16 protein-coding genes are annotated in these 15,019 nt (G+C 40.0%); 11 read left to right on the top strand and 5 right to left on the bottom strand.

Translation table 11 applies throughout. The features are described 5' to 3' along the window. Window positions 1–5 precede the first annotated feature (5 nt). The 3 genes from tyrS to WCX87_RS08300 are packed head-to-tail and all read left to right on the top strand — an operon-like array spanning window position 6 to window position 3,695. Window positions 6–1,208 carry a tyrosine--tRNA ligase gene (gene tyrS, locus WCX87_RS08310; RefSeq protein WP_345979162.1) on the top strand — a complete coding sequence of 401 codons (1,203 nt, stop codon included), beginning with the start codon at window positions 6–8 and terminating at the stop codon, window positions 1,206–1,208. Continuing rightward, a complete protein-coding gene (locus tag WCX87_RS08305; protein ID WP_345979161.1) occupies window positions 1,208–2,299 on the top strand; it encodes a nitronate monooxygenase in 1,092 nt (363 codons plus the stop codon). Before tyrS ends, WCX87_RS08305 begins: the two co-directional genes overlap by 1 nt. Window positions 2,300–2,306: 7 nt before the next feature. After that, entirely contained in the window at window positions 2,307–3,695 is a 1,389-nt protein-coding gene (locus WCX87_RS08300; RefSeq protein WP_345979159.1) for an N-acetylmuramoyl-L-alanine amidase, read from the top strand. A 28-nt stretch (window positions 3,696–3,723) separates the two neighbouring features. Here WCX87_RS08300 and WCX87_RS08295 read toward each other — a convergent pair whose 3' ends face one another. Genes WCX87_RS08295 through WCX87_RS08285 form a run of 3 tightly spaced genes read right to left on the bottom strand, consistent with a single transcriptional unit; the run spans window position 3,724 to window position 7,422 of the window. After that, complete coding sequence (locus tag WCX87_RS08295; RefSeq protein WP_345979157.1) at window positions 3,724–4,803, bottom strand: phosphoesterase; 1,080 nt, start codon at window positions 4,801–4,803, stop codon at window positions 3,724–3,726. Window positions 4,804–4,833: 30 nt separating this feature from the next. Continuing rightward, complete coding sequence (gene flhA / locus WCX87_RS08290; RefSeq protein WP_345979155.1) at window positions 4,834–7,014, bottom strand: flagellar biosynthesis protein FlhA; 2,181 nt, start codon at window positions 7,012–7,014, stop codon at window positions 4,834–4,836. A 3-nt stretch (window positions 7,015–7,017) separates the two neighbouring features. After that, entirely contained in the window at window positions 7,018–7,422 is a 405-nt protein-coding gene (locus WCX87_RS08285) for an Rrf2 family transcriptional regulator (RefSeq protein WP_345979153.1), read from the bottom strand. A gap of 166 nt (window positions 7,423–7,588) precedes the next feature. Between WCX87_RS08285 and rpsO the strand changes: the two genes are divergently transcribed. Further along, window positions 7,589–7,864: a 30S ribosomal protein S15 gene (rpsO, locus tag WCX87_RS08280; RefSeq protein ID WP_345979151.1), complete on the top strand. Its 276-nt coding sequence runs from the start codon at window positions 7,589–7,591 to the stop codon at window positions 7,862–7,864. A 136-nt stretch (window positions 7,865–8,000) separates the two neighbouring features. Here the strand turns inward: rpsO and kdsB are convergent, their stop codons facing one another. Then, window positions 8,001–8,720, bottom strand: a complete 720-nt coding sequence (gene kdsB, locus WCX87_RS08275; RefSeq protein WP_345979150.1) for a 3-deoxy-manno-octulosonate cytidylyltransferase — start codon at window positions 8,718–8,720, stop codon at window positions 8,001–8,003. A 59-nt stretch (window positions 8,721–8,779) separates the two neighbouring features. On the opposite strand from kdsB, the gene WCX87_RS08270 reads away from it, so the two are divergent. The 5 genes from WCX87_RS08270 to WCX87_RS08250 all read left to right on the top strand — a co-directional run bounded on the left by WCX87_RS08270 (window position 8,780) and on the right by WCX87_RS08250 (window position 12,245). Beyond that, window positions 8,780–9,475, top strand: a complete 696-nt coding sequence (locus WCX87_RS08270) for a methyltransferase (RefSeq protein WP_345979148.1) — start codon at window positions 8,780–8,782, stop codon at window positions 9,473–9,475. Then, a complete protein-coding gene (locus WCX87_RS08265; RefSeq protein ID WP_345979146.1) occupies window positions 9,463–9,843 on the top strand; it encodes a YkgJ family cysteine cluster protein in 381 nt (126 codons plus the stop codon). Before WCX87_RS08270 ends, WCX87_RS08265 begins: the two co-directional genes overlap by 13 nt. Then, the gene (locus WCX87_RS08260; RefSeq protein WP_345979145.1) at window positions 9,836–11,104 is read left to right on the top strand and encodes a hypothetical protein; all 1,269 of its coding nucleotides are present in this window, start codon (window positions 9,836–9,838) and stop codon (window positions 11,102–11,104) included. Before WCX87_RS08265 ends, WCX87_RS08260 begins: the two co-directional genes overlap by 8 nt. Next, window positions 11,101–11,889: an indole-3-glycerol phosphate synthase TrpC gene (trpC, locus tag WCX87_RS08255; protein WP_345979144.1), complete on the top strand. Its 789-nt coding sequence runs from the start codon at window positions 11,101–11,103 to the stop codon at window positions 11,887–11,889. The genes WCX87_RS08260 and trpC overlap by 4 nt, the downstream gene beginning before the upstream one ends. Window positions 11,890–12,020: 131 nt before the next feature. Then, window positions 12,021–12,245, top strand: a complete 225-nt coding sequence (locus WCX87_RS08250; RefSeq protein ID WP_345979142.1) for a hypothetical protein — start codon at window positions 12,021–12,023, stop codon at window positions 12,243–12,245. A 45-nt stretch (window positions 12,246–12,290) separates the two neighbouring features. Here WCX87_RS08250 and WCX87_RS08245 read toward each other — a convergent pair whose 3' ends face one another. Next, entirely contained in the window at window positions 12,291–12,734 is a 444-nt protein-coding gene (locus WCX87_RS08245) for a GatB/YqeY domain-containing protein (RefSeq protein WP_345979141.1), read from the bottom strand. Window positions 12,735–12,818: 84 nt separating this feature from the next. On the opposite strand from WCX87_RS08245, the gene flgH reads away from it, so the two are divergent. Both flgH and WCX87_RS08235 read left to right on the top strand, forming a co-directional pair. Continuing rightward, window positions 12,819–13,532, top strand: coding sequence for a flagellar basal body L-ring protein FlgH (flgH, locus tag WCX87_RS08240; RefSeq protein WP_345979140.1), 714 nt, complete (start codon window positions 12,819–12,821; stop codon window positions 13,530–13,532). After that, window positions 13,477–15,000 (top strand): hypothetical protein, encoded by a 1,524-nt coding sequence (locus WCX87_RS08235; protein ID WP_345979139.1) that lies wholly within the window; start codon window positions 13,477–13,479, stop codon window positions 14,998–15,000. Before flgH ends, WCX87_RS08235 begins: the two co-directional genes overlap by 56 nt. Window positions 15,001–15,019: the final 19 nt, after the last annotated feature.

Raw genomic sequence — 15,019 nt, 5'->3', positions numbered from 1 at the left:
TAAAGATGATAAAAGAGGCGTTAAGAGAGATAGGTCGGGGTTGTGCAGAGATAATAGATAATGAGCGTATAGAGACATTAGTAACAAATTATTTCCAAAAGGGTGAAACTTACACAGTAAAAGCAGGTTTTGACCCGACTGCACCGGATCTTCACTTAGGACATACCGTACTTCTGCAAAAACTGGCTACTTTTCAAAAATATGGAGCGAAGATACAGTTTCTGATCGGTGACTTTACAGCACAGATCGGTGACCCGACAGGCAAAAGTGCAACAAGAAAGACACTAAGCGCAACAGAGATACAAGAAAACGCAAAAAGCTATAAAGACCAGGTATTTAAGATACTAGACCCTGAAAAAACAGAAGTAGTCTTTAACTCTGAGTGGATCAACGCTCTTGGTGCTTCGGGAATGCTTTCTCTTACGACTACTTTCAACGTAGCAAGAATGCTGGAGCGCGATGACTTTGACAAAAGATACAAAAGCGGGACATCGATCTCTATCAGCGAGTTTATCTATCCGCTTCTTCAAGGCTATGACAGTGTTCATCTAAAAAGTGATGTCGAGATAGGCGGAACAGACCAGAAGTTCAATCTTTTAATGGGTCGTCATCTTCAGCGTGCTTATGAGATAGGAAAAGAGCAGTCTGTACTAATGATGCCTATTTTAGAGGGTCTTGACGGCGTTCAAAAAATGAGTAAGTCTCTTAACAACTATATCGGTGTTTCGGATGAACCAAATGATATGTTTGGAAAAGTACTGAGTATCTCCGATGAGCTTATGTGGAGATACTATGAGCTTTTAAGTGCGAAGAGCCTAGATGATATAGAGGCATTGAAAAATGGTGTTATCGACGGTTCACTGCATCCTAAAAAAGTTAAAGAAGATCTAGCTTTAGAGATCATCGAAAGATTTCATTCAAAAGATGCGGCGGCAGCTGCAAAAGCTGAATTTGAAAAAGTACATGCTAACAATGAGATACCGACTGATATAGAAGAGTTCGAACTTTCAGAGTCGCCTATATGGATCGCAAAAGCCTTAGTCGAATGTAAATTAGAACCGTCAACTTCTCAAGCGCGTCGAGATATTAAGCAAGGTGCTGTTAAAATTAACCAAGATAAAGTAGAAGATGAACAGTTACAGATGAATAGTGGCGAGTATATTTTACAAGTCGGAAAAAGAAAGTTTGCAAAAGCAAGGGTGAAATAATGAGTTATAAATCTGTAAAAATAGGAAAATATACGATAAAAAAACCTATCATTCAAGGTGGTATGGGTGTCGGTATAAGCTGGGATAAGCTTTCTGGAACCGTATCAAAAGAGGGTGGACTAGGTGTTATCAGTGCAGTTGGAACAGGCTACTATGAAGATAAAACTTATGCAAAACGTCTTGTCGCACAAAGACCTTTAGAAGCTGAAAACTTTTACTCTAAAGAGGGTTTGACGGCGATCATCAAAAACGCAAGAAAAATATGCGGTAAAAAACCACTTGCGGCAAACATTCTTTATGCTATCAATGATTACGGACGCGTCGTCAAAGATGCTTGTGAAGCTGGAATAGATATCATCATCACAGGTGCGGGACTTCCGACGAACATGCCTGAGTTTACAGAAGATTATCCCGATGTAGCACTTGTACCTATCGTCTCATCTCCTAAAGCTTTGGCGATCATCTGTAAAAGATGGCAAAAAAGATATAACCGTCTTCCCGATGCCGTTGTACTAGAAGGTCCAAAAAGCGGCGGACACCAAGGTTTCACGTATGAACAGTGTGCAATGGAAGAGTTTCAATTAGAAAATCTGGTAGCACCGGTTGTAGAAGAAGCTAAAAAATGGGGAGACATACCGGTATTTGCTGCCGGAGGGATCTGGGATAAAAAAGATATAGACGAGATGATGGCTCTTGGAGCGGCAGGCGTTCAGATGGGTACAAGATTTATCGGTACACATGAATGTGATGCACATGAGAACTTTAAAGAGGTCCTGTTAAACGCTAAAGAGGAAGATATACAGCTTATGTCTTCACCTGTCGGGTATCCTGCCCGCGGTGTAAAGACAAACCTCACGGCTTTGGTAGAAAAAAGAGAAGGCCCTGCGATCAAATGTATATCTAACTGTGTCGCTCCTTGTCATCGCGGTGTCGAAGCTAAAGCTGTCGGTTTTTGTATAGCGGACAGACTCAGTGATGCTTATAACGGTGATCTTGAGTTCGGACTCTTTTTCTCTGGAAGCAACGGTTATCGCTTAGATAAGCTTATCTCTGTAAAAGAGCTGATGGACAAACTGGTAAACGGTGAATAACGTTTGAATGTTTAGAGCTCTTCTATCCCTTCTCTTATTGGCATGTTTACTTGGTGCGGCAACGAATCAGGATATATTAAAAAGGGCAGATGGCTTAGCTAGGTCCGGTAAGACCAATGACCTCTTTAGAGCATACAACGACTACAAAAACCTTTACCTTCGCTCTATAATGAAGGGGGATGAGTCCCTCAAAGTAAAATCATTAAACGGGATAGTCGTCACCGGGAAAAAACTTCATATAGATGTCTCTGAATATTCACAAGAGTTAAGAGAATCAAATTCAAATAAAAAATATAAGACTTCAGACGGCAAAGCAAGTAAGAAAGTAAAATCAGTTTCATTAAAATCGATGTCAAAAATAGAGTCCGTCAAATGGAACGGTAATGATCTGATCCTGAGCTTTAACAATGATCTTGAAGGAGATCAGATAAAATACTTCGTGCTGCATGATAAAAAACATAACAGATACAGATATGTGTTTGATATCGATTCCTCATTTATATCTCAGAGTAAAGTTCTTACAAAACGCGGTGTATCACGCATCAAACTAAATCAATTCAACTCAAAGACAGTGCGATTGGTGTTTGAAGACAGAGATAAATTAAATCTGCATTTTAACGTTGAGGGGAATGATCTGAGGATCAGTCTGCTTTTAAAAGAGGAGAAACAATATACTCCAAAAGCCGTTCAAAGCAGCCCGAAAGTCTCTAAAGCAGATAAAAACAAGGTCATAGTTATAGATCCGGGTCATGGCGGAAAAGATTCCGGCGCGATAGGGTATAGACACTATTATGAGAAAAACTTGGTTTTAAGCATTGCAAAAGAGCTGACGGAGACTCTAAAAAAACGCGGATATAAAGTCTATATGACAAGAAGCAGGGATGTCTTTATAAAACTAAAAGAGCGTACGGCATATGCCAATAGAAAAGATGCCGATCTTTTCATCTCCATACATGCAAATGCAGTCTGCAGTTCTAAAGCTGAAAAAGCTTGCGGAATAGAAACATATTTTCTCTCTCCTTCAAGAAGTAAAAGAGCGACATCTGTTGCGGAACTGGAGAACTCGGCTGATCTTTCGGATATGAACGGTTACGGCAAATCGACCTTCTTGAAGTTCACGACAAATCTCAACCGCATCGCATCAAATAAATTGGCGATCGACCTGCAGCGCGGAATGCTTGGAAACTTGAGAAAACACTATAAAGATGTTGTGGATGCAGGAGTACGAGAGGGGCCGTTCTGGGTTCTTGTCGGTGCGCAGATGCCCGCTGTCCTTGTCGAGGTAGGATTTATAACCAACCCTAAAGAAGCAAAGATGCTGGTAAATAGAACATACTCAAAACATCTTGCTCACGGCATAGCAAACGGCGTCGAGAGATATTTTATAAATAACTAGAGACGCTTACATGTTAAGATAAGAGAGATCAACTCTCTTTCTTGTACTCTAAATCACCTGCAACAGATTCTCTGTCTGCAATAAGTCTTTGTATCTGCTCTTTTACTTTGTCGTATCTGTACTGCTCTTTAAAGCCGTTTATACGTCCGCCTGAAGCGTTTGGATGTCCGCCTCCGTCTACCCACTCTTTTGCTATTTGAGACACGCTCACTTTGTTATTTGCACGAAAACTCATCGTCCCTCTGTAGCTGACATCGACTATAAAATCGTAATCGTCAAATTTAGTCAAAAATCCGTTTCCTACAATAGAAGTATTTCCGACACTGTAGCTTAAAAAGCCTTTGTAGCCTTTGTAATAGATAGTCATCTGGTCTGTTTTTTGACCAAGAAGATTTACGATATAAGCAGTTGAAAGATTGTCCAGTGTGTCATCTTCTTCATCCATAAAGAACTCTTTTTTCATAGAGTGGATGGCAGCATCAAGTTCAATGTTCGCTTTCTCTTTGTCGATAAACTCGACCGCTTTTTGTAAAAGAGAGAGTTTGTAAAATCTGTCATCATCGCCGAAAGTCACACGGTTTAACTCTCTCGTCTCAGAGATAAGACGCATACATACTTTTCCGAACTCGAAGTTAAATACCTCCTCTTGTTTCCATAGGTCGACGGCATTGACGATATCTACATATTTTTGCATCCACTCTACATCATTTAATCCAAAGTTCTCTTTTGCATAGTCGTAAGTGATCTTTGTAGCACAACGAGCAGTATCAAGATAGTACCATTCGAATTTGTTTGCACTATCCTGTCCGCTTCCGTGGTGATCAAGCAGGATGATCTTTATCTCTCTGCCTTTGTCATTAAGATGGTTGACTTCTCTGTCCAGCCACTTTGCTTCATCCATTGTCAGGTTGAGGTCTGTTATAAGGATGACGGCAGGTTTGTCATTTGCTTTTATATCATCTAAGATCTCTTCAAGTCTGCTTTTTACCTCTGCACCGTAGTTAGCGTTGTAGCTTTTCATATTGTGCGGAGTGTAGCTCATTACAAGCTGACAGCTGTAACCGTCTAGGTCTGTATGAGAGAGATGATATATATTTTGTTTGTTCAATTCTTTTCCTTTTTTAGTTTTACGTGAATGTTAGGCGATGTCGATCGAGCCCATCACTTCAAATTTTGCGTTCGAGTCTATCTCGGCATGAGAAAGTGTCACGACATCAAGACTGAACCTTTCAAATATCTCGGCAACCGGACGGCGCAGCTGAGGATCGACTATGATGATGACCGGAGAGATCCCCTTTTGCAGTATCTCTGTCGCTTTTTGACTTGTAGCCTGGATAAGATTGTTTATCTCACCGACATTGAGCATAAGGTTTCTTATGCCGTCTTTCTCGCTTGATTTTTCAAGCATCAGCTGTTCACTTGCCGTCGAGAATGTCAGCAGGTGGATGATGCCGTTATCTCCTGAGTACATCTGCGTGATAACACGGGAGAGTTTCGCACGCACCTGTTCGGTGATAATATCGATGTTTTTAGTATATTCGCCGATATCTGCGATAGTTTCTAAAATAGTAAGCATATCTTTTAGCGGTATCTTCTCATGTAGAAGTGACTTAAACACTCTTTGGATAAGCCCGATGCTTGCGACTTTGAGTACATCGTCCACAACGACAGGATAGTCCTCTTGTATCTTGTTGATAAGCGACTGTACCTCTTGGCGTGTGAGCAGGTCTTCAGCATAACGTTTTACAAGTTCACTCATATGTGTAGAGATGACGGTCGCAGGGTCAACGACTGTATAACCGTTAATGATCGCGTCCTCTTTTTGGTTTGGCGATATCCACAGGGCATCGAGACCAAATGCAGGCTCTTTCGTCGGTTCTCCTTGGATATCACCGGTAGCCATCCCGCTGTCCATCGCAAGAAACTTGTCGGGAAGGATCGTTCCTTCACCGATAGATATCCCTTTTAAAAGTATCTGATACTGGTTCGGTTTTAGATGCAGGTTATCGCGTATGCGGACTTGCGGCATTAAAAATCCAAAGTCGGCAGCTATTTTACGACGCATTGAACGGATACGTTCTAAAAGGTCTCCGCCTTGTGCGGCATCTGCAAGACGGATAAGCTGATAACCCAGAGTGAGTTCGAGCATCTCGACTTTTAAGATATCTTCAAGGGCTGCCTCCTCCTCTTTTGCTATCTCTTCATTTGATTTTGCAGGTACTTTTGCTTGTGCCGATCCAGTCTGATCGCTCTCTTCATGTTCTTTTTGGAGTTTGCCTGACGGTGAAAGAGTGTTCAAGATAGTCAGTTCGCCAAGATCAAATTTATACAGCGCATAACCAAGTCCCAAAAATACAAGTCCGACAAATCCCATAGAGAGTGTAGGCAGACCCGGGACAAGAGCAAACATGATCATGATCCCGCCGACAATGATCATATTTTTCGCATTTCCCATCATCTGCTTGATGGTACCCTCTGCAAAGTTGTTTCCGTCACTAGATGAACGAGTGATCATAATACCGGTAGCAGTCGAGACGATAAGAGCAGGGATCTGCCCGACAAGACCGTCACCGATAGTCAGGATGGTAAATGTAGAAGCACTGCTTGCGACTGTCATGCTGTGTTGAAAGACACCTATTAAAAAGCCGCCGATAATGTTTACAAGCGTGATGATAATACCAGCAACAGCATCACCTTTTACGAACTTGCTAGAACCGTCCATCGCTCCGTAGAAGTTAGCATCTTGAAGTATCTCGGCACGTCTTTGTTTTGCCTGCTCATCGTCGATAAGTCCGGCATTTAAGTCGGCATCGACTGCCATCTGTTTACCCGGCATAGAGTCGAGCGTAAAACGTGCAGCGACCTCTGCGACCCTTCCGGCACCCTTGGTGATAACCATAAAGTTGATGATGACAAGGATGGTAAAAACGATGATACCGATCACAAAGTTCCCGCCGACGACGAAGTTACCAAAACTGGTGATGATATCACTCACCGCTTCGGGTCCTTCATTTCCGTGGCTTAAGATCATCCTCGTCGTCGCGACATTGAGTGATAGCCTAAAAAGCGTGACGATAAGTATGATCGTAGGAAATGTCGTCAGATCGGTCGGTTTTGGTATATATAAAGAGATAAGAAGTATTAAGACCGCGATAGCTATAGAGATAGTAAGCATCAGATCAAGTACACCGCTAGGAAGCGGTACGATGATGATAGCTATAATAGCGACGACAAAAAGTACGACACTTAAATCGCGCTGACCGATTAAAAAGTTAAGAGATTGGCTTATCTGTTTCCTAAAAGGTACTTTTTTTTCCAAATGTCACTCTTCTATAAGATCTGCGATAGTCAATGTATCTAAGAAGTTGTCGATCTTCCCCTGAAGCTTGTTTAAAAACGGCCATAACGAGCATGTTTTTGCTTTATCCGAAGGACAAGAACTTTCCGAAGGAGAACAATCAAAGACTGCAGGATTTTTCCCTTCAACAGCACACATGACCTCTAAAATAGTGATATCCTTGCTATCTTTTATAAGCTCGAAACCACCATTTACACCCTTAAATGATTGAAGTATATGTTGTCTTGTAAGAGACTGCAGGATCTTCGATAAAAAACTTTTTGAGATATCCAGTTCTTTAGATAAAGTGTCCGAATCCATCGGTCCGGAAGCTTTGGCCAAAACAACTAAAGATAAAAGAGCGTATTCGCTCGCACGTGTCATTAACATAGCTGGTAATTTCCTAAAATTCTATAAATTATAGGTATTATATCCAAAAAAATATTTTACACCGTCTAATTTATTTGAGCTAGTTGTAGGAGATTGAAGAAAATTTAGATATAATTTCGCTTCGGCTTTTTAAAAGCTAGATTATTATACCATTCAGGAGGCTATTATGGCTTTAGATTCGGCTAAAAAATTAGAAATTATTGCTAAATACGGACGTAGTGAAAACGATACTGGTTCAAGTGAAGTTCAAATCGCACTTTTAAGTAACCGTATTGAAGAATTAACTTCTCACCTTAAAGTGTTCAAAAAAGATCACGCATCTCGTTTAGGTCTACTTAAACTTGTTGGTCAACGTCGTCGTTTGATGCGTTACTTCAAAGCTAAAAACAGAGAAGCTTACAACAAACTTGTTGCAGATCTTGGTATCCGCGACAATATCTAAGTTTTAGAGTTCTTAGGAACTCTATATGGCTTACGGGCAAAGCCCGCAAACCTACGTTAACACTAGGTTTTCTTCGGCAGAAAGCCCTCGCACTTTTTGTGCTCTTTAGAGACTTCGTACCAACGACTTTTCAAAGCTATTTTAAAAATATCTCTTTCGCTCTTTTGAGATCTTCCTCGGTATCTATACCAAATCCAGTACTTGAAACTTTAACCATAGAAATTTTCTTTTGATGAAAAATCGCACGCAGTTGCTCTAACTTTTCTATATCTTCTATGGGAGCATCGCTCAGATTACAAAACTCATAAAGACTCTTTTTCGTAAATCCGTAAATCCCTATATGACCGAAATATGTAGCATTTCCGCTTCTGTCGTAAGGAATAGGCGATCTTGAGAAATAGATAGCATTGTTATCATCATCGTGTATTACTTTGACAAGGTTTGGGTCAAGGGCGGCTTCTTTGTTTATCGCATTGTAACAGCTCGCCATAATAAAAGGGGCACCTTTTTCTTTTAGTGTGTTAAGTCTGTCTATAAGTGCTTTTACGACATCTGTTTCTATAAACGGTTCATCCGCCTGAACATTGATGATCAGTTCATCATCTGCGATATCAAGCAGCTGAGCACACTCGTTGATGCGGTCTGTCCCACTTTTATGTGTTGTAGAAGTCATCATCGCTTTGACACCGTGTTCTTTACATGTAGAGAGTATAAGCTCGTCATCCGTTGCGACGACAACGTTATCTATGGAGCTGACAGCTTTTGCCGTACGTACGACCATAGGCAAACCGCCGATATCTGCTAAAACTTTTTGAGGGAATCTTGTGGACGCTAAACGTGCCGGAATAATTATCATTTAATAGCCTTAGTGTATAATTACATAAATTTTAATAATTATATCAAAAAAGGGTGTTTATGACACTTTATCAACCGGAATCAGGGTATTGTTACAATAGTGATTCTTTATATCTGTATAATTTTATAGACTCGTTCAAACCGCGCGGAAGAATGCTTGATGTTGGCGCCGGTTGCGGGGTTGTAGGACTTTTAGTAGCAAGAGACAATGAAAAGGTCGAACTTCACGCTGTCGAGAAACAGGAAATATTTGTAAAATATGCTACAAAAAATGCAAAAGCAAACGAAATAAATTATAATATACATCATACGGATTTCTTAGAGTATGAGGATGAGAAGGGATTTGACTACATCATTTCAAATCCGCCTTTTTATCATGAAGGTGCATCAAAGAGTGAAGATGAGATGCTTTATCATGCAAGGTATAACGTGAATCTTCCTTTAAAGCAGTTTTTTAAAAAGGTTGCAAAGCTTTTGACACCTAAAGGACACTTTATGTTTTGCTATGATGCAAAGCAGTTTGCCATTATCTGTGCGGAGCTTTCTGAAGCAAAATTAAGAGTAGTTGATGTACAATTCGTACATTCAAAGATAGATAGAAATGCGTCTTTAGTGATGTTACATGTAAGAAAAAACTCAAAATCACTTTTAAATGTTTTACCGCCGTTTATTGCTTTTGACGGTGACAAGTTTTCAAAAGCTTCAGAATCAGTATATAAAAAAGCGAGGACAAATAGCATAAAATGTCAGATTTAATAAGAAAAGATGGTTTCTCTTATGCTTTTGATCCTTCAAAATGCGAAACTTGCGAAGGCAGATGCTGCACGGGTGAGAGCGGATATATCTATCTCACGCAAGATGAGATTTTAAATATCGCATCACTGCTGCAGCTTGAACCACGCAGTTTTGTAGAGAAATATCTTTATAAAAAAGGGTACAAATACTCCATCAAAGAGGTTGTACACGGAGATTCTCACGATTGTATCTTTTATGACAGAGAGATAAATGGATGCGGCATATATGAAGCCAGACCGACGCAGTGCAGAACATTTCCGTTTTGGGATTATTTCAGACAAAGAGTAGATGAGTTAAAAGAAGAGTGCCCAGGAATACTAGATGATTAAAATTATATTTTTTATCCTTATCTCTATATTCTTTATAGGATGTCACAGTGCTGATGTAAAGCCGAACCAAAAGGCTTTTGAAGGTGAAGACAGATACACGATCTTTGCACTTGAAGCAGAAAAGATGGGTGATTTTAACTCATCGGCATCTCTGTTTAATACGATATATGAAAAGTCGGGCAAAAAAGAGTACCTGTTTAGATCGCTTTTAGGACTATTGAACTCTCATCAATATGAAAAACTTTTACAAAGGTCTGTAAAGCACCAAAAAGATCTTCCTGATGATACTATGCTTATAAGATATGAGATCTTCGCACTTATCAATCTGGATAGACTCGAAGATGCAAAAAATAGAGCCATCGAGCTGGTCAACAAGACAAAAGACCCTGATGACTATATCTTGGTAAGTAATATCTACATAAAACAAAACCATTTTAAAACCGCACTGAAGTATCTTGAGAGCGCATATAACGTAAACTATAATGAGAAGATACTAGACAAGATGTCGATCATCCTGTATGTAAACCTTCAAAGAAAAAGCGAAGCCCTGGCATACTTGGAATCGCATATACGTATCCACGGATGCTCAAAACTCATATGTGACAGATTGGCAGGATTTTACAGTAACGAAAACAATGTCGACGGTATGCTTACGACATACTTGAGACTGTATGAGATCGATCCTTCAGATGAGGTCGCTCAAAACATCATCAGACTTTACGGATATAAAAAAGATTATTCTAAAATGATGATATTTTTACAGGACTGCGGCTGTGATGATGATCTGCTGCTGCAGCTTTATTCAGAAGCAAAGCTTTACAAAAAAGCATCGGTACTGGCTAAGAAGCTTTATGCACAGAACTATGATCCGCAGTACCTTGCACAAAGTGCGATCTACAAATATGAAGGTCTTGATAGAAAAAATGATAAAAAGCGTGTAAACGAGGTCTTAAAAGATCTAAAAGAGGCTGTAGGCCTAGACCCTAAACCTCTGTACCTGAACTACCTCGGGTATCTTATGATAGAACATAATATAAAAGTAAAAGAGGGGATGGCATACGTTAGAGAAGCTTTAAAGGCGGATCCTAACTCTGCATATTATCTTGATTCTTTGGCTTGGGGATACTACAAGCTGCATAAATGCAAAACGGCAAAAAAGATCATGGACAGGGTCGTAAAAGATATAGGCCTGAAAGAGCCGGAAGTCAAGGCACATTACAAAGCAATAAATCAGTGTATAAAGGAAAAAAAGCGTAAATGATTTTAGATGACATCATAAAAAGAACAAAAGAGGATCTGGAAAAAAGGGAAAAAGAGTTCAGTCTTGACTGGCTCGGTCGTTCACTTGCTTTTAATGCAAGAGCTCCAAGAGACGTTATCCCATACCTTAAATCAACAGAGGAAGATCCGTACCGCATCATTTCTGAAGTGAAAAAAGCGAGTCCTTCAAAAGGTGTTATCCGTGAAGATTTCGATCCTCTTGCGATAGCTCAAGCGTATGAAAGAGGCGGAGCAAGTGCCATCTCTGTACTTACTGAACCACATTTTTTTCAGGGTGATCTGGAGTACCTAGCAGGAATAAGAAGATATGTCAGTATCCCGCTTTTAAGAAAAGACTTCATCATCTCAAAATACCAGATACTCGAAGCTATGGTTTTTGGTGCTGATTTTATCCTTCTGATCGCTGCAGCACTTTCAAAAGGCGAGTTAAAAGAGCTTTTAAACTATACACGCCATCTCGGTATGGAAGCACTAGTAGAAGTCCATGACAAGACAGACCTGACAAAAGCGATCTATGCAGGTGCGGATATCATCGGTATCAACCATAGAAACCTGCAGACTTTCGAGATGAACATGAACCTCTCATATGAGCTTATACCTCTTATACCAAACGGAAAGATCATAGTTGCAGAGAGCGGTATCTATGAACACGGTCAGCTAGAAGACTTAAGCAAAGCTGGTGTGGATGCTTTCTTGGTAGGTGAATCTTTGATGCGTCAAGACAATGTGGAAGATGCGCTTAGAAAGCTGAAATTCGGGGAGTAAGTTTTTCTCTCCCTCTCTTACATGTAAAGACTTCTCTGCGAAAAAACTGCTTTTGCATACTTAAAAGACAAAACAAAAAATACCATCTGTTTAATGAAAAACGATATACTCCTAAAAACTAGGATGAAACAATGACAAATTTCAATAAACAAGCTGCACTTTTCGGCGGGCTTTTTGCCGTAGCCCTCACACTCATCATCGGACTTATAGGTTTTGCTGTTAATATCAGCGCACGTGGTGATGCTTTCACACTAGGTGACATGGCAAAGCAGGGGCAAGAGTTAGGCTTGTTTGCTATAGTGTTCATTGTCATCATAGCAGTATCAACCGGGTTTATTAAAAAAAAGAAAGTATGAAGAGGTAGTTTTACATGTAAGAATACTTACATGTAAGATTGAGTTTTATGAAAGAAGTGCTTTTGCACACTCGTTGATGCGTTTGCCGTCTACTTGACCTGCTAACTCTTTGCTAGCTGTTCCCATAACTTTACCGATATCTTTCATAGAAGCGGCACCTGTTTTAGCGATGATCTCTTTGATGGCAGCAGTTAACTCATCGTCGCTTAGCTGTTTTGGTAGGTAAGGCTCGTAGTATGAGATCTCTGAACTCTCTTTTTCTACCAGGTCGTCACGTCCTGCATCTTTGTACTGAGCGATAGCATCGTTTCTCTGTTTTATCTGTTTTTGGATGATCTTGACTATGTCGTCATCGCTCAGCTCTTTTCTTTCATCGACTTCTATCTGTTTAAAAGCACTGCTAAGAAGTCTTAGTGCATCACGTTTTGCACTGTCTTTTGCCTTCATAGCCTCTTTAATATCCGTATTTATCTGATCTTTTAAACTCATAAGTGTCCTTGGAACTTTTTTTGCTAGTATTATACCAAGAGCTGTTAAAGCTGCCCTTTATCCTATTGTAAAAGAAGAATATTTATGATTAAAATACTATTTATTAGTTTGTATGCTATACTATTATTTACTGGTTGTACAGCAAATCTAACCGATCCTGAGATAGATTTTGAGCCACCGAAGTATGTGGAAGAGATGCCTGCTAAGCAGGATCAAAAAGATTATACATCTGAGGGAAGCATATTCGGAAAAGGGGATAATCCTCTCTTTTCAGACCATAAAGCTATGCATGTAAATGACATAGTGACTATTGTCATCTCTGAAACGGCAAAAAGCAGTAACACCGGGACGAAAGCATTGTCAGAAAGTGACAGCAGTAGTTTGGGCGGTGGCGTATTTGCCTCTAATGGAGGTAATCCTGCAGTATCAGCCTATGCAAATAAGTTAAACGGACTTACAAACATAGGTTTTACAGGTTCATCAAACTCTGCATATACAGGGTCTGGGGCTTCGACTAAAGATGCTTCATTTACGACTACCGTATCGGCAAGAGTTATCAAGGTCCTGGAAAACGGGAACTATTTTGTTTCCGGTAAACGAGAGATCTTGATCGACGATCAGAAACAGATCATCCAAGTCAGCGGTGTGATAAGACCATACGACATAAGTCAAAACAATCAGATAAGCTCTTCACAGATGAGCGATGCGAAGATATTATATAAATCCGAGGGAGACATAGACCGTGCGACTAAACAGGGATGGGGAACAAAGATTATTCAGAGTATTTGGCCGTTTTAGCAGTATAGTTTTTTTAGCTGCGATCACACTGCATGCAGGTTCTTTTGAGGATTTTAAAAGGACTCAGACGGAGTCTTTTAAAAAGTACAAAGATGAAAGAGACGCTGCATTTAACAACTACCTAAAAGAGCAATGGAAGGCATACAAAGAGTTTGCTGGACAGCCTCTGTATGAAAAACCTAAACCGAAAATCGTTCCGAAGACTACTTATGTCGAACCGCCGAGTCTTGGTCCTAAGATCATCATCGAAGTAAAAAAGCCTGCTGAAAAGTTTGAACCGGCAGTCGTTCCGACACCTAAAAAAGAGGTAGTCCAAAAGCCGCTTGTAGAAGAAAAGATACCTCCTGTCGTCATCGTAAAAAAAGTCGAGACACCTAAAAAAGAGTTGACTTTCGGCTTTTACGGTTCAGTTTTAGGCTTTGATATCCCAAGCACTATCAAAACAGCCAGGTTCTCTCCAAGGTCGCAAGAGGGAATCGCAGCATTTTTTGATGTTATGGCCTCAAGTGAGTACAAAGTTTTGATCGATGAGATACAAAATGTCAAAAAAGATCTCAATCTCAATGACTGGGGCGTGTATCTTTTAGTAAACGACATCTCGTCAAACGTATTTAATAATAAAGATGAAGCGACACTGTTTAGCTGGTTTATATTCAACAAACTGGGATATGCCGTGAGAGTAGGATTGGCAGATAAACATGTCGTGATGCTTCACTACTCTAAAAAGGTCATCTATTCTACGCCGAACTATACGCTAAACAACAAAAAGTATTATGCACTTTCTTTTTATAATAAAAGCGGTGTAGGGCGTTTATTCACTTATAATCAAGACTATCCCGATGCGACAAAAGCGATGGATCTCGCAATCAAAGAGCTGCCGACTTTTGTAGATGATAAAAATGCAAAGAGTCTGAAGTTCAAGTATCAGGGAAGTGAGTATAAAGTCAATTTTAACTATAACAAAAACATCATCGACTTTATGGCTACATATCCGCAGGCTGATTATGATACTTACTTTGATGCACCGATAGAGAGTCAGAGTTATGCACAAATAGCGACGGCACTGAAAAAATATCTAGACGGTAAGCGTGCAAGTGATGCCATGAACTTTGTACTCTCTTTTGTCCAACATGCGTTTATCTACCAGACTGACCCTGAACAGTTTGGACGTGAAAAACCGATGTTCGCGGAGGAGACTCTTTACTATGATAAGTCAGACTGTGAGGACAGGGCAGTTTTATATGCTTATCTGATGAAAAAGCTTTTTAATGTAAATATCGTCGGTATAAAATACAAAGACCATATGGCAACAGCCGTGCAGATACCGATGCAGGGAGATGCAGTAAATATCCAAAACAAACGTTATGTGATAGCTGATCCGACATATATCAATGCGACTATCGGTCAAAGTATGCCGCAGTATAAAAGTGTGATCCCTGAAACGTTTATAAAAGTCAAAGTGAACTAAAATATACAAGAGGCTGGTA

The sequence above is a fragment of the Sulfurimonas sp. HSL3-2 genome (genome assembly GCF_039645965.1).
GTDB lineage: Bacteria > Campylobacterota > Campylobacteria > Campylobacterales > Sulfurimonadaceae > Hydrocurvibacter > Hydrocurvibacter mobilis.
The sequence above is the reverse complement of the archived record's forward strand: the minus strand, read 5'-3'. Positions and strand labels throughout refer to the sequence as shown.